This is a genomic window from Xanthobacter autotrophicus (assembly GCF_029991245.1).
GTDB lineage: Bacteria > Pseudomonadota > Alphaproteobacteria > Rhizobiales > Xanthobacteraceae > Xanthobacter > Xanthobacter autotrophicus_C.
In genome coordinates this window covers 7,501-27,634 of the sequence record NZ_JAIVFO010000006.1, presented here as the reverse complement: position 1 = coordinate 27,634, position 20,134 = coordinate 7,501, and the positions used below count along the sequence as shown (strand labels likewise).

General features: G+C 68.7%; 19 protein-coding genes and 1 riboswitch (1 of these 20 cut by a window edge). Of the genes, 7 read left to right on the top strand and 12 right to left on the bottom strand.

The genetic code is table 11. The features are described from left to right. Window positions 1–62 precede the first annotated feature (62 nt). From K9U41_RS02430 to K9U41_RS02375, 12 genes are all read right to left on the bottom strand, one after another. The gene (locus K9U41_RS02430; RefSeq protein ID WP_282639274.1) at window positions 63–1,052 is read right to left on the bottom strand and encodes a YncE family protein; all 990 of its coding nucleotides are present in this window, start codon (window positions 1,050–1,052) and stop codon (window positions 63–65) included. Further along, window positions 1,049–1,606, bottom strand: coding sequence for an SRPBCC family protein (locus K9U41_RS02425; protein ID WP_282639273.1), 558 nt, complete (start codon window positions 1,604–1,606; stop codon window positions 1,049–1,051). Before K9U41_RS02425 ends, K9U41_RS02430 begins: the two co-directional genes overlap by 4 nt. After that, window positions 1,603–2,580, bottom strand: coding sequence for a VWA domain-containing protein (locus K9U41_RS02420; protein WP_282639318.1), 978 nt, complete (start codon window positions 2,578–2,580; stop codon window positions 1,603–1,605). Before K9U41_RS02420 ends, K9U41_RS02425 begins: the two co-directional genes overlap by 4 nt. Then, complete coding sequence (locus K9U41_RS02415; RefSeq protein WP_282639271.1) at window positions 2,580–3,185, bottom strand: hypothetical protein; 606 nt, start codon at window positions 3,183–3,185, stop codon at window positions 2,580–2,582. The genes K9U41_RS02420 and K9U41_RS02415 overlap by 1 nt, the downstream gene beginning before the upstream one ends. Then, entirely contained in the window at window positions 3,182–4,234 is a 1,053-nt protein-coding gene (locus tag K9U41_RS02410; protein ID WP_282639317.1) for a vWA domain-containing protein, read from the bottom strand. Before K9U41_RS02410 ends, K9U41_RS02415 begins: the two co-directional genes overlap by 4 nt. A gap of 2 nt (window positions 4,235–4,236) precedes the next feature. Then, complete coding sequence (locus K9U41_RS02405) at window positions 4,237–5,154, bottom strand: nonribosomal peptide synthetase MxaA (protein ID WP_282639269.1); 918 nt, start codon at window positions 5,152–5,154, stop codon at window positions 4,237–4,239. A gap of 145 nt (window positions 5,155–5,299) precedes the next feature. Continuing rightward, complete coding sequence (locus K9U41_RS02400; RefSeq protein WP_282639268.1) at window positions 5,300–6,181, bottom strand: DUF58 domain-containing protein; 882 nt, start codon at window positions 6,179–6,181, stop codon at window positions 5,300–5,302. Further along, a complete protein-coding gene (locus K9U41_RS02395; protein ID WP_432715717.1) occupies window positions 6,178–7,221 on the bottom strand; it encodes an AAA family ATPase in 1,044 nt (347 codons plus the stop codon). The genes K9U41_RS02400 and K9U41_RS02395 overlap by 4 nt, the downstream gene beginning before the upstream one ends. A gap of 187 nt (window positions 7,222–7,408) precedes the next feature. Beyond that, a complete protein-coding gene (locus K9U41_RS02390) occupies window positions 7,409–7,729 on the bottom strand; it encodes a methanol dehydrogenase [cytochrome c] subunit (RefSeq protein ID WP_282639266.1) in 321 nt (106 codons plus the stop codon). Between the two features lie 17 nt (window positions 7,730–7,746). Further along, on the bottom strand, window positions 7,747–8,349 hold the full coding sequence (gene moxG / locus K9U41_RS02385; RefSeq protein ID WP_282639265.1) for a cytochrome c(L), periplasmic: 603 nt from the start codon (window positions 8,347–8,349) through the stop codon (window positions 7,747–7,749). A 50-nt stretch (window positions 8,350–8,399) separates the two neighbouring features. Then, window positions 8,400–9,335: a methanol oxidation system protein MoxJ gene (moxJ, locus tag K9U41_RS02380; protein WP_282639263.1), complete on the bottom strand. Its 936-nt coding sequence runs from the start codon at window positions 9,333–9,335 to the stop codon at window positions 8,400–8,402. A gap of 189 nt (window positions 9,336–9,524) precedes the next feature. Further along, window positions 9,525–11,411, bottom strand: coding sequence for a methanol/ethanol family PQQ-dependent dehydrogenase (locus tag K9U41_RS02375; protein ID WP_282639262.1), 1,887 nt, complete (start codon window positions 11,409–11,411; stop codon window positions 9,525–9,527). A gap of 876 nt (window positions 11,412–12,287) precedes the next feature. Between K9U41_RS02375 and K9U41_RS02370 the strand changes: the two genes are divergently transcribed. From K9U41_RS02370 to K9U41_RS02340, 7 genes are all read left to right on the top strand, one after another. Beyond that, entirely contained in the window at window positions 12,288–12,671 is a 384-nt protein-coding gene (locus tag K9U41_RS02370) for a hypothetical protein (protein ID WP_282639260.1), read from the top strand. Then, window positions 12,668–14,173: an ATP-binding protein gene (locus tag K9U41_RS02365; RefSeq protein WP_282639259.1), complete on the top strand. Its 1,506-nt coding sequence runs from the start codon at window positions 12,668–12,670 to the stop codon at window positions 14,171–14,173. Before K9U41_RS02370 ends, K9U41_RS02365 begins: the two co-directional genes overlap by 4 nt. Window positions 14,174–14,179: 6 nt before the next feature. Next, the gene (locus tag K9U41_RS02360) at window positions 14,180–14,842 is read left to right on the top strand and encodes a response regulator transcription factor (protein ID WP_282639258.1); all 663 of its coding nucleotides are present in this window, start codon (window positions 14,180–14,182) and stop codon (window positions 14,840–14,842) included. 691 nt (window positions 14,843–15,533) lie between these two features. Beyond that, window positions 15,534–16,091, top strand: a complete 558-nt coding sequence (locus tag K9U41_RS02355; RefSeq protein ID WP_282639257.1) for a copper chaperone PCu(A)C — start codon at window positions 15,534–15,536, stop codon at window positions 16,089–16,091. 180 nt (window positions 16,092–16,271) lie between these two features. Further along, window positions 16,272–16,500, top strand: a riboswitch (cobalamin riboswitch). A 36-nt stretch (window positions 16,501–16,536) separates the two neighbouring features. Continuing rightward, window positions 16,537–17,214 (top strand): energy-coupling factor ABC transporter permease, encoded by a 678-nt coding sequence (locus K9U41_RS02350; protein ID WP_282639255.1) that lies wholly within the window; start codon window positions 16,537–16,539, stop codon window positions 17,212–17,214. A gap of 224 nt (window positions 17,215–17,438) precedes the next feature. Next, window positions 17,439–17,822, top strand: coding sequence for a DUF2946 family protein (locus K9U41_RS02345; RefSeq protein ID WP_282639254.1), 384 nt, complete (start codon window positions 17,439–17,441; stop codon window positions 17,820–17,822). 130 nt (window positions 17,823–17,952) lie between these two features. Then, a protein-coding gene (locus K9U41_RS02340; RefSeq protein WP_282639252.1) for a TonB-dependent receptor crosses the window boundary here: on the top strand, window positions 17,953–20,134 show its 5' portion. Its footprint extends 62 nt past the window's final position; 2,182 of the gene's 2,244 nt are visible here — the first part of the coding sequence; the start codon lies at window positions 17,953–17,955; its stop codon lies off the right edge, out of view.

Below are 20,134 nucleotides of genomic sequence, written 5' to 3'. Positions count from 1 at the left end.
GATCAGTCCGGGGTGCTCCATGCGATGGACCGCGACGTCACGGCGCGTCATGTCATGTCATGTCACGGCACCAGCGCCATGGTGCGCGGTCCGGTTCCAACCGGGATGCGGGCGATCACCGCCAGCCCCTCAAGGTCGAGGACCGCCACCGCGTCCGCGAACCACTCGGTGACGTAGGCGTGCCGACCATCGGGGCTGATGACCACGCTCTCCGGCGCGCCGCCGAGGCGGAGGGAGCCGGTCTCGCGGCCCGCAGCGGGGTCGAGCCGGCTCACCGTGCCCGACGGCTGGTTGGCCACCAGGATGTGGCCGGTGCCGGGCACAATGGCGAGGCCGTAGGGCATCCGCCCGGCGGCGATGCGCGCAACCGAGTGATCCGCCTTGTCGATGAGCGAGACATCTCCGCTGCGCACGTTCGCCACGGCGATGAAGCGCGGGTCGTTGCCGGCGGCGAAGGCGTAGGGCGCCTGCCCGACCGGCACCGAGGCGAGGCGGGAGAAGGTCGCAAGATCGATGACGCTGACGGCATTGCTCTCGCGGTCGGCGCTGTAGAGCCGGCGCGCGAGAGCATCGAGGGCGAGGCCCGCCGGCGAACGCCCCACCTTCAAGGCCCCGGTCCGTGCCAGCGTGGCCGGGTCGAGCCGGTAGACCGTGTCGGCCGACCAGTCGCTCACATAGAGCGCGCCGTCGGCGGGGTCCGCCACCACGGCGAACGGCTGGCCGCCCACCGGCGTTGTGTCGATCACCCGCCGCGTTGCCGTGTCGATGCGGGTGAGGAGGCTGGCGTCGGGATGGGAGACGTAGGCCGTCCTTCCGTCCGGCGACAGGGCGATGCCGGCGGGCGCCTTGGCCACGCCGATGCGCTCCACCGTGCCGCGTTCCGTGTCGACGACGCTGATCTCGGCGCCGGACTGGCAGACCACGAACAGGCTGGCCGCATGAGCCGGCGCGCCAACCATCTGGGCCAGCAGCAGGGCGCCGGGCAGGAGCGCGCCGGGCAGGAGCGCCCGCGCGAGCCTCCACGGCCAGCCCTGCGCCGGCCAGCTTTTCACTTGCCCTCCACCTTGGCCTTGAGGCCCTGCAGGGCCTCAACCTTGGCCTTGAGGCCCTTCAGGCCGGTTTCGAAGAAAGCGGTCATGGCGGCGACGGCGGCCTCGTCATTCAGCTCGTCGGGCGGGAAATTGCTGGTGTCGCCGCGATAGAAGCGGGCGTCCCAGACCACCTCGCTGCCGGCGCCGGCACCCGAGACGGTGAGGGTGGTGGTGTAGAAGCTCACCGGCAGCGCCTCCACATTCTCGGCATTGAGGCGCCAGCTGAGGCTGCGGGTCGCCGTGTCGTAGGTGTCGAGGCCGTCGGTGATCTCGCCCTTTTCCAGCACCAGGACCCGCTCGGCGCCGGGTGCGTTGCCGCCGGTGGCCCTCACCGCCTTCACCAGGGGATGCCAGCCGCCGATGCCGGCGAAGTCCCCCGCCAGCTTCCAGACCGCATCGGGTGCCGCGGCGATGGTGGTGCGCACCTCGGCCTTCTGCGGCGTCGGCCCGTGGGCGGTGGCCGGGCAGGCGAAGAGGGCAAGGGCGGCGACGGCAAGGGCGAGATGCACTCTCATGAAACGCGGGTCCTTGTGGTGGGATGTGGATGGGGCCGGCGGGCACGCAGCGCCTCGGCCGCGAAGAAGGCCATGAGCAACGCCAGAGCGATGGCGGCGGGGAGGGGCGCGCTGTCCCATGTGCCCGGCACGGGGCGCGGGCGGGCGTGGGCCGCGACCGAGCCGGCCAGGGCCGCCGCGTCGGCGAGGGGGACGTACGCAAGGCCGGTCTTCGCGGCGAGCGCCTCCAGGTGGTCGGTTCGGACCGCGCTCAGGTGCTCTTCGCCGCTGGCGGCCTCGCCGCCCCACGGCGCATTGCGCGCGTGGAAGCCCTCGCGCAGCTCCGAGTTCGTGGGCGGTAGCCCGTGGCGGTTCTCCTGGGGCACGTCGTCCATGCCGTAGAAGCCGACTTCCCGGCCATCGCGATCGAATTTGGGGATCGGCACCGGCGTGGTGCCGCCGACGCCGACGATGAGCCCGCGCACCGCCCCCGCCTCGCCCTCGAAGGGCGGGATGCCGGACGCAGGCAAGGGCGGCGCCTCCTGCCCGTCGGTGAAGAAGAGGAGGTCGGCACCGAGGGGGCCGGCGAGGGCGATGCCGGAATAAAGCCCCGAGGCGATGTAGCTGTCGCCCTCCCAGGCCATGCGCCAGTCAAGATTGGCGATGGCGCCGTCGAGGGGGGCGAAATCCGCGCACACCGCCACCGGCTCGAACAGCAGGAAGCTGCGCCGCTCGGTGAAGATGGCGAGGCCGAGTTCCGAGCCGCACGGCAGCCGGGCCGCCAGTGCGCGCAGCGTCGTCTTCACCTCATCGAGGCGGGAGACAGGGCGGCCGTCTTGCGTGTAGTCGCGCACGTTCATGGAGCCGGTCACATCCACCACCGCCAGAAGGCGGAAGGCGGTGCCGCGCGTCGCCAGCCGCGGCGCCAGCGCGGCGACGAGGGCGAGCACCAAAGCCGCCGCCAGCAGCAGGGTGCGCGGACGGGGACGGCGCATCACGGCAGGCCCCTGGGCAGGCCGGGCAGATCGGTCCACAGGCGCTTCGGGGTCTCCTGCGCATCGTCCTGCTCCTCCTGCTCGATCAGCGGGAAATCGCGGATGAGCCGCATGGCGATGTCGAGATTGTATTTCGCGTCCCAGAATGCCGGATCGCGGACCAGGGCCGCGCGGTAGCCGGCCTTGGCGAGCCGCACCAGGGGAATGGCGGGATCGATCTGCGTCTGCTCCAGATGGCCGATGGCGCGGGCAAGGCGCGCATTGGCCAGATCATAGAGGGCGGCGACGGCCAGCTCCGTCTCGTCCACGCGGGCGAGGCGATCGACGAAGGGCTGGGCGTCGTCGAGGCGGTCGCGCACCATCAGGAAATGCGCCCGCGCCAGCAGCAGCCGGGGCGCGGCGGTCTGTGCCACCGGCACGTCGCGACCTTCGGCGAGGGCGGCGATGGTGCGGTTCTCCATGGCGTGCCAGCCGATGCGGGCGCCGAGGGCGAGCAGCACGCCGAGCGCGGCGATGCCGAGGGTCACCAGCGCCGCATCGGCGAGCCGGCGCAGGGGCAAGATGGTGGGCCAAGTTTGGGGCCGCGCCCGCGGAACCAATCTCATGCCGCCCTCCCGAACTGGGTGGCGTCGTGCACGGCGGCCTTGGCGGCGTCGTGCAGGCGGGCGGCAGGCCTCGCCCCCAGCCCGCGCTCGGCGAGGCGGGCAAGGAGGAGCAGCGCCATCGCCAGGGCGGCGATGCCATAGGCGGGGCGCGCGAGATTGCGGCGCGGGATGCGCTCCAGATAGGTGAGGGGCGCCGTCTCCTGCCGGTCGATCTCGGCGATGGCGTCGGCCACCGCCTGCGGGCTCCCCGCCTCGAAGGCGCGGTAGGGGACGCCCAGGCTGGCGAGGAACAGGTTCAGGTGGCGCTCCGGCATGGCCTGCGGGGTGTCCTCGCCCGGCGCGCGCGGTTTGTCGAAGATGCCGGCCGAGCCGGCGGTGCGCAGGAATAGCCAGTAGATCCGCACCGGGCTGCGCTTCACCGCATCCCGCAGGGCCGCCTGGACCCTGAGGTCGATGACCGCCGCCCCGTCGGACACCAGCAGCACCGCCCGCGCCGCGCCGGTGCCGTCCCGGTCGAAGGTGGAAAAAGCCAGCACCAGCCCGCGGCCCACATCGGTGAGCGCGAGGCCGGGCCGGTCGATGGCCGCTACCGCCGCCGCCACCGCATGGTGATGGTCGGTCAGCGGCAGCACCGGCATGGGCGAGGTGGAGAAGGCGGCGACGCCCATGCGGTCGCGCGGCCGGCGGGCCAGGAAATCGGTGACGAGCCGCTTGGCGGCGGCGGATTTGGATTCCTCCCCCTGTCCCGGCTGGCGGTCGGCGAACGTATTGTCCATGCTCGCGGAACGGTCGAACAGCAGCACCAGATGCGCCCCGGAGCCCACGCGCTCCACGGTCTGCGAGGTGAGGTGGAGGCCCGCGAGGCCGAGCACCAGCGCCGCGATGGCGACCACCCCGGCCAGCTTCAGCCCGCCATCGAGCACGCGGGACAGGCCATCGCGGGGGACCGCGAGAAGGGCCGGCACGGCCGTGCCCGAAAGCGTCCGCGCCACAAGGGGCAGGGCGCAAAAGACCAGGAGGGCGAGCAGAGCCCGATGATCGACATCCATGCTCACGCCGTCGCCTCCCGGGCAGCGGGGGCAGCCGCCGGCCGCACCGCGCCCTTGCGCTCGGCCACGGCCAGCCGCCGGGCGAGGGAGAGGAGCGCTTCCGGCGCCATCTCTGCCATTGCCGCGTCCGGCCCCTGACCGAAGAAGGCGACCCGTGAGGCGTGGAAGAAGCGCGCGATGGTGTCCGCCGCGGTGGCCAGGTGAGGGGCCGCGGCCAGGAAGTCCGGCACATCATCGGCCAGCAGGCGGCGGCCTGCGGCGGCATCGAAGGCGCGGTGGAGGCGCAGCAGGGCCTTGGAATAGGCCTCCGCTGCCGGCGGTGCCGCGAGCATCCGCCTCATATCCCGTGCGGCCGCGGAAAACGGCGGCCGCCGCCGCCCGAACGGCCCCCAGCCGCGCAGGCCGGCAAGACCCAGGGCGCACGCAAGCGACAGTGCGGCAGCGCCGCCAGCCCGCCTCAGGTCGGTGCGCAGGGGATGGGGCCGGGGCGCAATGTCCGGCTGGAGTGCCATGGGATTGGCGCCGCCGCCGGCGATGAGCGAGCGCAGGGGCGATGACGCGAAGCTCCACGCCGGCACCGTGAGGTTCAGCACATGGTCGCCGTCGCGGGCCGTGAGCGGCACGGCGGGGATGTCGAGCCCGCGTGTCTCCAGCGGCGCGTAGAAGGTCTGGTAGGTGAGGGTGAGGCGATAACGCCGGGCGCCATTCACCTGCGGCAGATCGGCAAGCTCGGCGCGGCGCAGGTCGAGCCAGTAGGTCACCGGGCGCGGGCGGGGCAGGCTGCCCGGCTCCAGCCGGAAACCGGGATCGAGGGTGACCACGGCTTCGAGGGTGATCAGATCGCCCAGGAAATAGCCGAACGGGCGCGGGGCGAACAGCTCCACCGTCGCGGCGCGCACCGACGCGGCGGCCAGGCACACGCCGAGCAGGACAGCCGCACGAAGGCTGGCCCTGGAGCACGCGCCTGTCAGCCTGCGCAGCAAGCCGACGGGCGCACGCCTTCTGCGTGTTGGGTCCACAGAGCGATCGACCGGGCAAATTGGTTCAACTTGCGCGGATCGCGCTCTAGCGGTGCGCCAGAAAGTCAGCGAGGACATCGGCATCGAACCGGTCGGAGAGATGAAAGGCGCCGAGGCCGCGCCCGGCGAACAGATCTTCGAGCGCGGTGATGCGGTTGCGCGCCTCCACCCGCCAGCGCTCGCGCAGGGAAGGGCGCATGAAAACGAGGCGGCGCCCGCCGGTTTCCGCGTCCCGCGCCTCGATCAGCCCGAAGGCGGGCAGATCGCCTTCGGCACGGCTGTCGCGCAGCACCACCGGAACCACATCGTGGCGCCACAGGGTATCGAGCAGCCCGGCCAGATCGTCGGCCGGCAGCAGGAAGTCGGACACGAGGAAGACGAGGCATCGGCGTTGCGGCAGCCGTGCGGCCGCATCCCCCAGCCCGCCCGCCGAACGCCCGGTGAAGGGCGCGGACAGAAGACGCGCGCGCACCTCCTGCGCCATGCCCCGGCGGCGCGACGCGGGCAGGTCGATGTCGTCCCGCGCCTCGGCGTCGGCGGCAACCAGGGCGAAGGCATCTCCGCCGGCCACCGCGGACGCGGCCAGGGTCGCGGCCAGCTCGGCGGTGGCCTCGCGCACGCCGTCGAACGCCATGGAGGCAGACACGTCCGCCAGCACCGCCACGGTCATGGCGCGGCGGGGCGCGAAGGTGCGCACATGGATCGCCTCGAACGGGTCGCGCAGGGACGCCCGCAGGTCGATGCGGCGGGGGTCGGGCCGGGCGATGAGGGGCAGAAGGCCCCGAAACGTGCCGTCCCCGCCTTCGCCGCGCGCCGGATGGGCGCCCGGCCGCTCGCCGCGCGGGCGCCAGCGCAGGCGATAGGGCAGGGCGGCAGGTGCGTCGGGTGGCAAGTCCGGTGGCAGTTCCGGTTCCGCGCGGGCGGTCATGGCGCCGGGACCGTCTCGAAGGCGGCGCGGCAGAGGGCGCCGGCGATCTCCTCGCGTCGCATCTCGTAGACCGGATCGAAGAAGATGCGGTGGGCCATCACTTCCGGGAACACGGCGCGCAGGTCTTCGGGCACGATCATGTCGCGGCCCTCGAGCCACGCCCGCACGCGGGCCGCCCGCACCAGGAAGGACATGCCGCGCGGGCTCGCCCCGCCCTGCACCAGCCGATCCATGCGCACGCCGGGCAGGACGATGCCGGCGGCGTCGGGGGCGCGCACCGCATCCCACAGGGCGACGGTGTAGGCGGCGATGGCATCGCTCGCATGAACGCCGTTCTGAATGGCGCGGGCGACCTGATCGAGGCAGGTGTGATCGAGCACGTCCGTGGCGACGCCCGCGATCAATTGATCCATGTGGTGGAAGCGCGGATCGAAGATGAGGGCACGCCGGCTCGCCGCGTCGGCGGGCGCCTTCACCTGCACTTCCATGAAGAAGCGGTCGCGGGCGGCGGCCGGCAGTTCGAAGGTCTCTTCGCGCTCCACGCGGTTGCGATCCGCGAACACCTGGAGATGGGGGAAATGGTGCTCGCGCCCGAAGGCGGCGACGGTGCCCTCGGCCATCAGGCGCAGCAGCAGCGCATGGACCTGAGGGCGCGCGCGGTTGATCTCGTTGAAGAAGAAGATGGAGAGGTCGCCGCCGCGCCGCAGCAGCGGGCCGGGGTCCACACGGGGGCGGCCGTCGTCGCCGATGCGCGCGTCGTAAACGAGGTCGGTGGGCATCAGGTCGATGGTGCCCTCCACCCGCTCGTAGGTGCCGCCGATGGCGCGGGCCATGGCCCGCAGCAGGGTGGTCTTGCCCACGCCCACGTCGCCTTCCAGCAGCACATGGCCGCGCGCGAACACGGCGATGGTGAGCAGGCGGATGACCCGCTCCTGCCCCAGCACCACCTTGGCCACCTCGTGTTCGAAGACGTGGGCGCGGGTGCGCCAGTCCGCGAGCCAGTCCGCGAGCATTGGGTCCGAGCCGGCGAGGACCTGCATGGGGTGGCGTCCTGATTCTGCACCAATGGCGCTGAAGAAGGGCGCAGCCGGCCGGTGCAGGGAGGCCTTTGCAAAGGCTCCGTCGCATCCCGGCAGGCCGCGCCAGTTGGCCCACCATCCATCGGAGGATTGCCCGGCAGAAAAGTTTAGAGTTCTGCCCTGCTGGTGGGATCGGGTGAGGCTGTCGTCAGTTGGACGGAATCTTGCTCACGTCATAGACGAACTGGCCGGTCTTCTGGAAATACGCGACGCGCTTCTGGTTGCGCTCTTCCATCGCGGTGATGGACAGGGACTGTTTGGCGACCTCCGCCGGATTGTGCTTCGGGTCGAACTTGGAGCCGGCCACCTGGGCCGGGAATCCCGGCTTCGGCTCCCAGCAATTGCCCGGGGCGCGGCAGTTGGTGCCGTCATAGGCGAGGGCGCCCGTGGCGGCGAAGAGGCCGGTGGCTGCAACGGCAGCGGCGGCAAACGGGGCGATCCGGCGGCGGGTGCGGTCATAACGGGTCATATGGTTTCCTCCCATGTTCACTTGAGGCCGGCCGCACTGGCGGTCGACACCTTGCACACCGGCGCCTGATCCACAGGCGGCGTGTGATCCTCCTTCTTTTGGAAGGGCTTGAAGGCGGCGCGCTGGGCCGGGGTCAGCCACACGGCGTCCTTCGGGTCATCCTTGTAGATGTGGCGGATCCAGGCCATCACGAGGAGCATGTCGTCGAGGGTGAGGGCGCTGTACATGGGCCCCATTTGCCCCTGCGCGCCGCCGAAGATGGTTTCGAACAGGCCCTGGTCGGTCATGTTCTTCGGGTAGGTCCAGTAGGAGTCGTTGAGGCCGGGACCGATCTTGCCCTCGCCGTAGTGGCCGTGGCACCCCGAGCACATGGACATGAACAGGTCCATGCCCTTGGGCAGGCAGGTGGGGTTTTCCACGTAGAGGTTGACGCCGGTGGCGAGGAACTTCTTCACCGCCTCGGTGTCGCGCCCCTCTTCCATGGCCTCGGACAGGTCGAGCGGCTGGCCCGTAACGGTGTTCGTGAAGGTCAGCGCCGCATGGGCCGCCAGCGCGAAGCTGGAAGCGAGGGCAATGGCGGCGAGACCCTTCAGGGCGCGCGAACGGAAACTCTTCTTCATCAGGACCTGCCGGAATGTTCGTTTGGCAATAAAGCGCGAATGCGCGGGGCTCAGCTGTTGGGCTTGAGGAGGGGAATGCCTTCCTCGACGAGGATCTCGTCGATCTGCGGCCGTGCCTTCACGAGCGCCGTGTCGACTTCGGCGAGCAGGGCGGCATCGTCGCGGCGCACGCCCACCGACTGGTCGTAATGCAGCGGCACGACCGTGCCGTCGAAGCGGGTGATGGAGGTTCCGGCCAGCGACATGCGCAGCGGAACCTGCGAGGCCTTCACATAGCGCGCGACTTCCGGCGCGAAGGCGAAGGCGATGTCCGCCTCCCCGTTGGCCACCTCGGCAACGATGCGCTCGCCGGGGATCTGCACATACTGGTTGCGCGGCGACTTGAAGTTCACGAGGCCGTAGAGATAGGCCGCGTTGTCCTCATACTTGCCGAGCCGCTTCAGCATGGTCTCGCCGGGGGAATAAAAGCGGATGGCGAAGCGGCCGAGCGCAGCCACCTGGGGGTCCTGCCAGTCGGCAGCGGTGATGTTGCGGTCGGCCCGCGTCACCAGCACGTAGGACGTGCGGTAATAGGGCTTGGAGGTGAGCAGGCGCGCATCCCCCGTATCAACGCCCATGACCACGTCGCAGAGCCTGGGGTCAAGCTGGTCGCGCACCTGGTAGATGGCGGCCTTGGAGGTCCAGGCGAACTGGACCTTCCGCCCCATGGCGTCCGCGAGCACCTTGGCGATGCGGTTTTCGAAGCCTGATGTTTCGCCGGGCTTGCCGTCCTTCGACGAGAAGGGTGCTTCCACCTCGGAGGCGCACACGCGCAGCACGCCGGGGTCGGCGGGCGCTGCGGCTGCGGTTGCCGCGCCTTGGGCCGTGTTCTGGGCCGCGTCCTTAGCCTGCGCGGCGGGCGTCTGGGCCATGGCCGGCACGGCGCCAAGCGACAGGAGAAGGCTGGCGAGAAGCAGCCGGCGGGTGGTCGGTCCGGAATGGGTCATCCTGCGCTCCCGATGGGAAGGCCCGCGCTGCGGGCGATGCGGGAAAGAGCCGGCCGCCGCGCGGCATTGCGGCGGCCGGTGGGGGGCGGGTGTCGGAGGTCATCCGCCCCAGGCTGGAGCACGCGCCGATCAGATTGCATCGCAAGATGATCGGATAACGCGTTCTCTTTCCTTAAGTTTAGAGGGTGATCAGCCGCCGGAGGCGAATTCGCCCACGTTGGGATCTTCGTAAGGACCCTTCCCGTCGAGGGAGAAGACCATCACGCCGCCACCCTGCTGGGTGTAGTGCTGGAGCTGCTTGAACGCGCCCACGGCGCCGAGGCCGGCGGTGGGATCGTTCAGGTCGAACACCAGGCCCACGCCCGGCCAGCCGCCGACGCCATAATAGATGGCGACGTACTGCACGCCCTTGTGGGTATAGGTCATGGGATGGCCGATGACGCCGGACGGCAGCTTGAACTTCCAGAGCAGCTGGCCGGTGTCGCTGTCGCGGGCCTTGATGAAGCCGTCCAGCGTTCCGTAGAACATCACGCCGCCGGCGGTGGCGAGCGTGCCGCCCCAGGCCGCGAAACGCTCCATCACTTCCCACTTGAACTTGTTGTTGATGGCGTCATAGGCCTTCACCTGGCCGAGGCCGACGTAGTTCTGCCGGTCACCCTTGGGGCCGGGATACATGTTCAGCGTCGCGCCAACGAAGAACTGACCTGCCCGGTAGGGCAGCATGAAGGGCTCCCAATCCATGCAGATGTGGTTGATGCCCATGAAGAACGACTTGCGCTCCGGGTCGTAGCTGTCGTGGCCCTGGTTGTGGTAGCCCATGGCCGAGGGACAGATGTCGCGGCCGACGTGATCCATGCGGGTGCCGAATTCCGGATCGCGCCGCGGCAGACCGGTCTTCAGGTCCACCTGCTTCACCCAGTTGACCGTGTCGTCGATCTTGTCGGCGGAGACCAGGGTGCCGTCGGTGCGATCGAGGGAGTAGACGATGCCGTTGCGGTCCGGATGGGTCAGAAGCTTGCGCATCTTGCCCGTCTTGTCCACCTGTTCGGACAGCATCATCACGTTGACGCCGGCATAGTCCCATTCGTCATGGGGCGTCTTCTGATAGCCGAACTTGGCCTCGCCGGTGTCGATGTCGCGACCCCAGATAGTCATGGTCCACTTGTTGTCGCCGGGACGCATGGTCTCGTTCCACGGCGCCGGGTTGCCGGAGCCGTAATAGACCATGTTGGTGCCGGGATCGAAGGCGTACCAGCCCCAGTTGGTGCCGCCGCCGATCTTCCAGGCATCGCCTTCCCAGGTCTGGGTGCCGAGGCCCTTCTGGCCGTAGTGCGGATTGGCCTTGTTGAAGTCGTCGGCGAGCTTCACCTGGTCGTCGGGACCGGTGGCGTAGGCGCGCCACTTCTGGGCGCCGGTCTTCACGTCGTAGGCGGTCACGTAGCCGCGCACGCCCAGCTCGGCGCCCGAGGAGCCCACCAGCACCGTGTCCTTCACCACATAGGGGGCGATGGTGAGGGTGGAGCCGACCTTGATGTCGGAATTCTCGAGCTTCCAGAATTCCTCGCCGCTATCCGCCTTCAGCGCGACGATGTGGCCGTCGAGCTGGGTCTTGAGGATAAGGGGCGGGGTCTTGCCGTCGCCGGGCCAGTAGGCAAGGCCGCGGTTGACCACGTCGCAGCACGCCACCGAGCGGGCGGTGGGGTTCTGCTTGGGCTTGTGCTGCCACAGGATGCGGCCCGGGTCGTCCAGCCCCACGGCGAAGGTGGTGTTGGGGAACGGCGAGTGGATATACATGACGTTGTTGACGACGAGGGGGGTGCCCTCGTGACCCGAAAGCACGCCGGTGGAGAACGACCAGGCAGCCTTCAGGTCTTTGACGTTCTGCTTGTTGATCTGCTTTTGCGGGCTGAAGTTGTTTGCGTCGTAGTTCTTGCCCGTCATGGGCCAGTTTTCATCGCTCTTGGCGATTTCGACGAGCTTGTCGTTGGCGTTGGCCGGCACGGACAAGGCGGCGGAACCCGCTGCCAGGGCGAGGGTCACGGCACACAGGGACACGGAAGAAAACAGTCTTGTCATTTGGCGCTTCCTCGGGGTTTTCCTCACGTTCAAGGCTTTGGTCTTGCAAAGCTTTGGTCTTGGACGAGGTTCGGCGGACCCTTTCGCCGAGGTGGCGCGGATGTCCGCGCACCTTCGGAGCGGTGTTCCCGCTCTCATGGGGGTCCCGGCGCCGGCCGCCGCGCCGCCCCGATGGGGGCTGACCGGCGTGCGTCGGGCGGCCGACGGGGGATCCCGTCGGGCGTGGCCTTCAGCCGGCCGCGCTCAAGAGCGCGATCCGATCAGATTGAATAATCTGGTCGGCGCGTACTCTTGCGGCTGACGGGAAGGCGCGCGCGCCCGCGCGTCGGTGATCAAATGGATGGTGCCGGTCGTCCTCCGATAGCGACCTGAATGCCGTAATTCTTATTTTTCTATAAGATCATTGATCTTGGTTTATACAGATGACGGCTTTCGGTGTGCCTTGTCTCGCGGTATTTGTGCAATTGGATGCGGGAACTTTTGGTAAAATTTGGCGGGAGATAGTTCTATGTTATTGGATAAAAACAACAAACGAGATTTCTGACGGAGGTCGGGGAGATGCCGGTCAGCGTTCGGACTGCAGGTTCTGATCTAGATTTCGCGACGTATAATCGGCGCGTAGAGAGTTCAGGGCGCCATATGCAGAAGATCATAAGAAGTTTCTCAGGGCGCAGACCGGGTGAAGGCCAAGGTGTGCAGTGCGGTCTGGCGCTGCGGTGGAGCCGGGCGCGCTGCGCCGGGGTGCTCCTGGGCTCCAGCCTCGTCGTGCTTTGTGCCTGCGGAGAAGACGAGGCGCCCGCGCGCAAGCCCGTGGCTGCGGTGGAAGCCACGCCCGGAGCATCGGCTCCGGCGGTTCCGCCCGGCCCGGCCCGGCCCATGCGTGACTGGCTGGAACGGACCGATACGGTGCCGCCCGAGGTGTGGCTCGCGGCCCGTTCCGTTCCGCCGGCCGATCCCGCGCGCATGGCGGTGCTCCTGAAGCAGGCCGACGCCCTGTTCGACGAAGCCCCACGCATGCTGGCCAACCGCACCGCACAGTTGCAGGGCATGCTGGCCGAGAAGGGCCTGGTGGAACCGCCGCAGGACCTGCTCGAAGACTTCATCCGCCTCGCCCGCGAGGATGGCGGCAGCCGTGGCCGATTCGGTTTCGGCGACCTCTGCCAGCATTATTTCAACCTCAGGGCGTCGGGGCTCGGCCGTGTCGCCGCGCTGGAGGCGCTGGCGCTGGCGCGGGCCGGGCAGGGGAGCCGCGCGCCATGAGCTTGCCGGGTGCACTGCCGTCCTCGCTCCAGCCCGGGCCGGTGCCGCGCCATGGGCTGCCGGTGCAACCGCGTTCGGCCGTCGGGCGTCGGGCGTCGCTGCGGCTCCGGGTCCTCGGTGTCGTCCTCGCCATCAATGCCGCGGCGGCAGTGGTGGCCGGCGCTGTGGTGGTCCACAACGCGCGGGTGGCGGCCGAACGGGAGATGACGGCCTCCGTTGAGATGGCCGAGCGCATGGTGCGGGAAACCGCCGAGCGGATGGCGGAGGCTCCCGCGGCCGCAGGTGCCGCGGCCGGCGACTCGGCCGGCGATTTGGCCGGGTGGCCGGTGCACCTGCGGCACCTGCGCCATGTGCGTATTGTCATAGAAGACGCGCAGGGGCGCCCCGTCCCGCTCAAGCCACCCCGGTCGACGGAGCAAAAGGACGCCGACGGCGGGGCACCCTTGTGGTTCGCTCATCTCGTGGGCGTGAAGGAGGTGGTGCGGGACGTGGAGGTGCACACCAACGGCGCGCTGTTCGGGCGTGTGCGCATCGCCGGCGTGCCCGACGACGAGGTGGATGAAGTCTGGGAGGACGTGAGCGACTTCGCCGTCGTCGCCATCGCGGTGAACGCGGCCATCCTGCTTGCGCTTTATCTCGCTCTGGGCCGCGTGCGCTCCGACCTCGCCGGCTTCCGCCGGGCGCTCGGTGAACTGGAGCAGAGCCGCTTTTCATGCCGGGTGGACCTGCCGCGCACCCGCGAACTGGCGGAAGTGGCGGAGCGCTTCAATGAGCTTGCTGCGGCGCTCGCCGCCGCCCGCGCCGAGAACAACCGGCTCAGCGCCCACCTCGTCACCCTGCAGGAGGACGAGCGGCGGCAGATCGCGAGCGAACTGCATGACGAACTCGGGCCGCTGATGTTCGGCCTCAAGGCCGGTGCCGAATCGCTGGCTCGCGCAGCGGCGGAGGCGGAAGGACCGGCCAGGGCGCGGATCGCCGAGCGGACCCAGGGCCTCGTCGGCATCGTCGAGCGCATGCAGGCGACGAACCGCCGGCTCCTGCGGCGCATCCGCCCCGCCGCCCTTGATCTGTTGTCGCTCGGGGACGCCATTTCGAGCCTCCTCGCCGATTTCCGCCAGCACGATCCTGCGCGCACATTCCTGCTGGCGGCCGGCCCCCTTGCCGCCCATTATTGCGTCGCCCGCGACGCGACGCTCTACCGCTGCATCCAGGAGGCGGTTACCAATGCCCTGAAGCATGGAGATGCGCGCACCATCCGGGTCGAGATCGGCGAGGTCGACACGGGGCCTGCGTACGAAGGGGCGAGGATGCTGCGCCTCGGTGTCATCGATGATGGCCGCGGTCCGCCGGATCGCATCGTCGAGGGGCTGGGCCTCGCCGGCATGCGCGAGCGGGTGCGGGCCCTCGGCGGCACCTGCCGCTTCGAGCGTGGTCCCGAGGGTGGGGGCCGCTTCGTGGCGGAGATTCCCGTGCCGCCCCCCATCTTGCAGGAAGGTGAATAGAGAAGAATGACCCGTGTCCTCATCATCGACGATCACCCCATCGTGCTCCAGGGCTGCCGGCACCTGCTGGAGGACACGGGGGCGGGCGAACTGATCGAAGCGCAGACCGCCGTCGCAGGCTATCGGCAGTTCCGCCGCCAACGGCCGGATATGGTGATCGTGGACCTGGCGCTGAACGGCAACGGGCTGGCCGGCCTCTCGCTGGTGCGGCGGCTCAGGGTGCATGCCACGCGCATGCCAATCCTGGTGTTCAGCATGCATGCCGATCCGGTGATCGCGAGCCGTGCCCTGGAGGCCGGCGCCACCGGCTATCTGGTCAAGGACACGTCGGCGGCCGATCTCATCGATGCCTTCGAGAAAGTGCGGCGCGGCCAGTCCTACATCAGCCACGACCTGGCGCTGGAGGTGGCGCTTCTGGGCACGCGCGGGCGGACCGGCATGCTCGCCGACCTGACCCAGCGCGAGCTGCAAGCACTGGCGCTCCTGGCCGAGGGGAAGGCCTACGGCCAGATCGCCGAAGAGCTGGGCGTGAGCTACAAGACGGTGGCGAACACCTGTTCCCATCTCAAGACCAAGCTCGGCGCCACCACCCTTGCCGAGCTGATCCATCGCGCGATCCAGTATGTGGCCGGGTCTCCCGCCGCAGGCAAGAACAGCGGCATCGCATAGGCCGCCGGGCGCGGCGCGCTGACGCCGGCGTGCCGAGGGGGCGGGGACAGCGCCGCCCGTGGCCGCCCGTGGCCGACTGTTCCGCAGCGTGTCAGCGCACTCTTGTGTGGCTGCGCGGCGCATCGCAAGATGGTGTGCGCGCGCCCTGCAAGGTGCGCCGTCGGTGGCAGGATGGCGTGCCGCCTCGCGCATGAGGGCCATGGGTTCGTGATTATGCGGTATTCTGCCTGGAGAGCCTGGACCGCTGTCGCTGCGGCCTATCTGCTCGTCTTGCAGGTGCTGGTCACGGGGATGGCTGCCGGCGCCCATGCCGCTCCGAGCAACCCTGATCTTGCCACCACGGTCATTTGCGGACCGTCCGCCCCCGGCGGAACGGCGCTGCCGGACGATGGCCATCGGTCATCCCTCCCGAGCCCGGGGTGCTGCATGCTCGGCTGCCCCATGTTCGGACCTGGCGCCGCTCCGCCGCCGGTGCCCTGGAGCATCGTGCGGCATGCCATGAATAGGGTGGCCGAGCCGGTCTCCGCCTGGCCCGGCGCGGTCCGGCGGTCGGTGCCCGGGTCGTCGCCCGGTCTTCCCAGGGCGCCTCCCGGCACGATCTGAGCCTCCTGCCCCGGCAGGCCAATCCGTTTCCCGTCCGCATGTCCGCTCCCGGTCCCCGGGAGGCGGCGTCGTCCAATGGAGCTTTGCCATGTTCAGCCTCACGCGCCTTTTCGCGGGCAGCGCCCGTCCGCGCACGCCCTATCGTCCCTATGGGGAGGAAATTCTCGCCGCATCGGTCTTCGCCGTCCTGGTCCTGGTGCTTTCGGTGCAGTCTCTGATGGCGCACGAATTCAAGGTCGGCGCCATCGAGATCGACCACCCGTGGTCGCGGGCGACACCGGGCGGTGCCACGGTGGGAGCCGGCTATTTCACGTTGAAGAACACCGGCGCCGCCCCGGATCGCCTGGTTTCGGCGACGTCCGACGTGGCCGAGCGCGTGGAGATCCACGAGATGGCCGTAGCCAACGGCGTCATGACCATGCGTCCCCTGTCGGACGGCATCGCGATCCCCGCCGGGGGCAGCGTGGCGTTCAAGCCGGGCTCCTACCACATCATGTTCTTCGGCCTGAAGCAGCCGCTGAAGCAAGGGGCGGTGATCGACGGCACCTTGACCTTCGAGAAGGCCGGAAGCGTCGCGGTGAAATACAATGTGGACGCCATCGCCGCCGGGGGCAGCGGCCCCGACCATTCTCACCCGGCCAAATGACCCGCCAATGACCCGCCAAGCGGCGGGCCGAGTGAGGCGATATGCGTGAGAAAACCAGACCGCGTTATCCGATCAGCTTGCCATGCAGGCTGATCGGCGCGTGCTCTGGCCGGGGGCGCAGCGGGCCATGCGAGCGGGCCTTGAGCTGCGATCACTCTTGACAGGGAGCACCGATTGTCCGCTGCTGCACCTGCACATGGTTTTCCATCGGCGCGCGGCGACGCGTTCCGATGGATCTGGGAATGGGGAAGGGCCTGATCGCCCGAAGCCCCGACCGCCCCCGCGACTGTGAGCGGCGAGTGGCCTTCCACGATGCCACTGGATCCACGCCTTTCGAGGCGGGGTCCGGGAAGGCGGATGGTTGCGACGACCCGCGAGTCAGGAGACCGACCATGGGCATGTGTTCACCCTCACGCCGTCGGGTGAGACGGCAACGGAGCTTTCAATGCATATCGAACCTGGCCTTGTGGACAGCGGAAAGATCTGGCTGAGCTATGTGACGGCGGCCGGTGCCGGCGGTTACACGCTCAAGCTCGCCTTTGACGCGCTGCGCGAGCGCGGCGCGCTGTCCCTGCTGTCGCGCAGTGCCGCGGCGACGGCTCTGGTCTTTTCCTTCTTCGAGGTTCTCCCGCACTATCCGGTGGGCGTCTCGGAAGTGCACCTCATCTTGGGCTCGACGCTGTTCCTGATCCTCGGGGCTGCGCCCGCCGCCATCGGCCTCGCCATCGGCCTGCTGGTCCAGGGCCTGTTCTTCGCGCCCTTCGACCTGCCGCAGTTCGGCATGAACGTGACGACCCTGCTGGTCCCGCTGTTCGCGCTCACGGCGCTCGCGCCCCGGGTCATCGCGCCGAACACGCCCTATGTGGACCTGAAGTACCGCCAGGCCCTCGCGCTCTCCACCACCTACCAGGCCGGCATCGTCGGCTGGGTGGCGTTCTGGGCGTTCTACGGCCAGGGCTTCACCGCCGAGAATGCCGCCTCGATCTCCGCGTTCGGCGGCGCCTACCTCCTCGTGATCATCGTCGAGCCGCTGGTGGATCTCGCCGTGCTGGCCGCGGCCAAGGCGCTCAATCGCTGGAAGGGCAGCGCCCTGTTCGAGCGCCGGCTCTTCGAGGCGGCCTGATCCCCTTTTCCATCACCATGAGGCGGCGGCATCTTGCGGGATGCCGCCGCCTTGCGTTTTCAGGCGAGGCCGGTCCCCGATCGCGTGTGGAAAGCGCGATGCTCAAAAGGGGTGGACCCCCGCTATCGTCGTGACCCTGGCCATCGGCGGCGCATCGGTCGCGGGTCCCGTCGTTTTCTTTCCGCAGGTGCCATGTTAGATCTTCCCATAGGGGATGGGACGTGATGATCGGGCGGCGGGGTCACAAGTGGGGGATTGGCTGGATCGCTGCGTTTGCGGCGGCCTATGCCCTTGTCTTCCAGATCGTGCTGACCAGCGCCCTGATGGCATCTGTCTCGCCCGTGGGCGCCGATGCCATGACCCCGCTCTGCCTTCCCAGCGCGCCGTCGGGCGTGCACTCGGATGACGGCGGCGACCCCTCGAAATCCATGGTTCACTGTCCGCTCTGCCTGTCCCGCACGGATGTCGCGGTGCTGCCGCCGGTCATGACGGCGGTGATTGATCGCGTCGCCATCGAGTTGCACTTCCGGGCGGTTCTGCGCAGTTCGCTTCAGGGCCTGCATTTCGCCCTCCCGTTCCAGCCCCGCGCGCCGCCGGCGCTGGCTTAGGAACGCCGCGCGCGCTGCGCGCAAACGCCCCATCCCTGTATCGCCGAAGACGTCGGAAGACGGTTGCGCGTGCGCGGCTCATTGCAGCCGGTGCGGCGCACGTCCGGTCGTCGGCAGCCTGGACACGATCATGCCGATTCACTCCCGAAACATCCTGCGCCGCGCCCTGCATCTGACGAGCGCGCTGGTGCGGCCCTCGCGCGCCGTCTTGTGCGTGGCTCCCTTGTGCGTGGCGCCGCTCTTGCCCGCCGCGGCCGGCGCGCAGACCGCGATGGAACTGCCCACCATCGTGGTGCGCCCCGAGGTCCCCTCGTCCACAGCCGGAGGCGCTTCCGACGGCCCGTTCACCCCGGCCGACACCGCCACCATCTCGGGGGCGCAGGCCCAGGGCGCGACCCTCTCCACCAGCGATTCGGGTTCGCTGATCAGCCGGATTCCGGGTGGCGCGGCCTGGGGCGCCGGCGGCGTGTCGAGCCTGCCGGCCGTCAACGGCATGGGGGCGGACCGGGTCCAGGTCTCCATCAACGGCATGCTGTTCGGCCTCGCCTGCCCGAACGAGATGAATCCGCCCCTGTCCTTCGTCAACCCGGCGATGATCGCCGGCGCGCGGGTCTACATGGGGACCGCGCCGGTGAGTGTCGGCGGCGACTACACCGGTGCGAAGGTGGACGTGTCCGTCGCGCCGGCGCAGTTCACGCCAGGGCAGGCCCTGACCACCCACGGCAGCGTCTCCGGCTTCTACCGCAGCAACGGCGAGGGCTATGGCGTCGATGCCAACGTGACCGTGTCCAATGAAGATACCAGCGTCACCTATACCGGCGGCTGGGCGCGCGCCAACGACTATACGGCGGGCGATGGCACCACCATCAAGTCCACCATGTATGAGACGCAGAACCATGCCCTGAGCATCTCGAAAAAGGTGCAGGAGCAGCTTTTCACCTTCCAGATCGGCGGGCAGTTCATCCCCTCGGAGGGCTATGTCAACCAGTACATGGACCTGGTGGAGAACAAGAGCATCTTCGGCAACGCCCGCTACGAGGGCCTGTTCGATTGGGGTAAGCTGGAGGCGACCCTGTTCGCCAACCGCGTGCGGCACACCATGGGTTTCATCGAGCCGGACAAGGACGGCGACATGCCCATGGACACCCGCAGCACCGACCTGGGCTATGCGCTGAAGGGGACGTTCGGGGTGTCGGCCCACGATATCGTCCGCCTCGGCAACGAGCTTTACTACAACAACCTCGACGACTGGTGGCCGCCGGTGGAGGACTCCATGATGATGGGGCCGGACACCTTCATCAACATCAACAACGGCCAGCGGCTGCGCCTAGGCACCTTCGGCGAGTGGGAGCGCCACATCGACAACCAGTGGACCGCGGTGTTCGGCCTGCGCAACGACATCGTCTGGATGAATACCGGCGACGTGCAGGGCTATAACGAAATGACGTACGGGGCGAATGCCGCGCTCTTCAATGCGCAGGACCATGCCCGCACCGATTTCAATGTCGATGCTTCCGCGATCCTGCGCTACGAGGCCAACGCGTCCAGCCTCTACGAGCTGGGCCTTGCCCGCAAGACGCGCTCGCCGAACTTCTACGAGCGTTATGCCTGGTCCACCGACGCCATGGCCATGAGCATGATCGGCTGGTTCGGTGACGGCAACGGCTATGTGGGCAATCTCGACCTGGAGCCGGAGGCGGCGCACACGGTGAGCTTCACCGCCACCTGGCACGATCCGGCGAAGAAGGTCTGGGAGCTGCGGGTCTCGCCCTATTACAGCTATGTGCTGGACTATATCGATGCCGACCGCTGCGCGCTGTCCACCTGCCCGAACCTGCCGAGCAACCTGACCACCACCAACAATTTCGTCTATCTGCAGTTCGCCAACCACGACGCCTGGCTCTACGGCGTCAACATCGACGGCAAGCTGGCGCTGTGGGATGATGTTACCTACGGCCAGGGCGCGTTTCGCGGCAGCCTGAACTTCGTGCAGGGCCAGAGGACCGATGGGGTTAATCTCTACCACATGATGCCGCTGAACGGCGTGGTGGCCATCGACCATAGCCTCGGCCACTGGTCCTCCAGCCTCGAACTCCAGCTGGTGTCGTCGAAGACGCTGGTGAGCCAGGTGCGCAACGAGCTTGAGACCTCGGCCTATGCCCTGCTCAACTTCCGCACCAGCTATGAGCTGGACATGGTCAAGGTGGATTTCGGTGTCGATAACATCTTCGACACCAATTACGATCTGCCGCTGGGCGGGGCAAATCTTGTGAACTACCAGGTGGCCAGCATGATGGGGTCGTCGGCGGCAT

What these genes read in the sequence shown, in the direction of transcription:
- K9U41_RS02345 (WP_282639254.1), top strand. Translation starts at nt 17,439, where the DNA reads ATGATCGGGCGGCGGGGTCACAAGTGGGGGATTGGCTGGATCGCTGCG.
- K9U41_RS02400 (WP_282639268.1), bottom strand. Translation starts at nt 6,181, where the DNA reads ATGACCGCCCGCGCGGAACCGGAACTGCCACCGGACTTGCCACCCGAC.
- K9U41_RS02390 (WP_282639266.1), bottom strand. Translation starts at nt 7,729, where the DNA reads ATGACCCGTTATGACCGCACCCGCCGCCGGATCGCCCCGTTTGCCGCC.
- K9U41_RS02395 (WP_432715717.1), bottom strand. Translation starts at nt 7,221, where the DNA reads ATGCAGGTCCTCGCCGGCTCGGACCCAATGCTCGCGGACTGGCTCGCG.
- moxG (WP_282639265.1), bottom strand. Translation starts at nt 8,349, where the DNA reads ATGAAGAAGAGTTTCCGTTCGCGCGCCCTGAAGGGTCTCGCCGCCATT.
- K9U41_RS02355 (WP_282639257.1), top strand. Translation starts at nt 15,534, where the DNA reads ATGTTCAGCCTCACGCGCCTTTTCGCGGGCAGCGCCCGTCCGCGCACG.
- K9U41_RS02370 (WP_282639260.1), top strand. Translation starts at nt 12,288, where the DNA reads ATGCGTGACTGGCTGGAACGGACCGATACGGTGCCGCCCGAGGTGTGG.
- moxJ (WP_282639263.1), bottom strand. Translation starts at nt 9,335, where the DNA reads ATGACCCATTCCGGACCGACCACCCGCCGGCTGCTTCTCGCCAGCCTT.
- K9U41_RS02420 (WP_282639318.1), bottom strand. Translation starts at nt 2,580, where the DNA reads ATGCGCCGTCCCCGTCCGCGCACCCTGCTGCTGGCGGCGGCTTTGGTG.
- K9U41_RS02375 (WP_282639262.1), bottom strand. Translation starts at nt 11,411, where the DNA reads ATGACAAGACTGTTTTCTTCCGTGTCCCTGTGTGCCGTGACCCTCGCC.
- K9U41_RS02410 (WP_282639317.1), bottom strand. Translation starts at nt 4,234, where the DNA reads ATGGATGTCGATCATCGGGCTCTGCTCGCCCTCCTGGTCTTTTGCGCC.
- K9U41_RS02350 (WP_282639255.1), top strand. Translation starts at nt 16,537, where the DNA reads ATGCATATCGAACCTGGCCTTGTGGACAGCGGAAAGATCTGGCTGAGC.
- K9U41_RS02415 (WP_282639271.1), bottom strand. Translation starts at nt 3,185, where the DNA reads ATGAGATTGGTTCCGCGGGCGCGGCCCCAAACTTGGCCCACCATCTTG.
- K9U41_RS02425 (WP_282639273.1), bottom strand. Translation starts at nt 1,606, where the DNA reads ATGAGAGTGCATCTCGCCCTTGCCGTCGCCGCCCTTGCCCTCTTCGCC.
- K9U41_RS02360 (WP_282639258.1), top strand. Translation starts at nt 14,180, where the DNA reads ATGACCCGTGTCCTCATCATCGACGATCACCCCATCGTGCTCCAGGGC.
- K9U41_RS02365 (WP_282639259.1), top strand. Translation starts at nt 12,668, where the DNA reads ATGAGCTTGCCGGGTGCACTGCCGTCCTCGCTCCAGCCCGGGCCGGTG.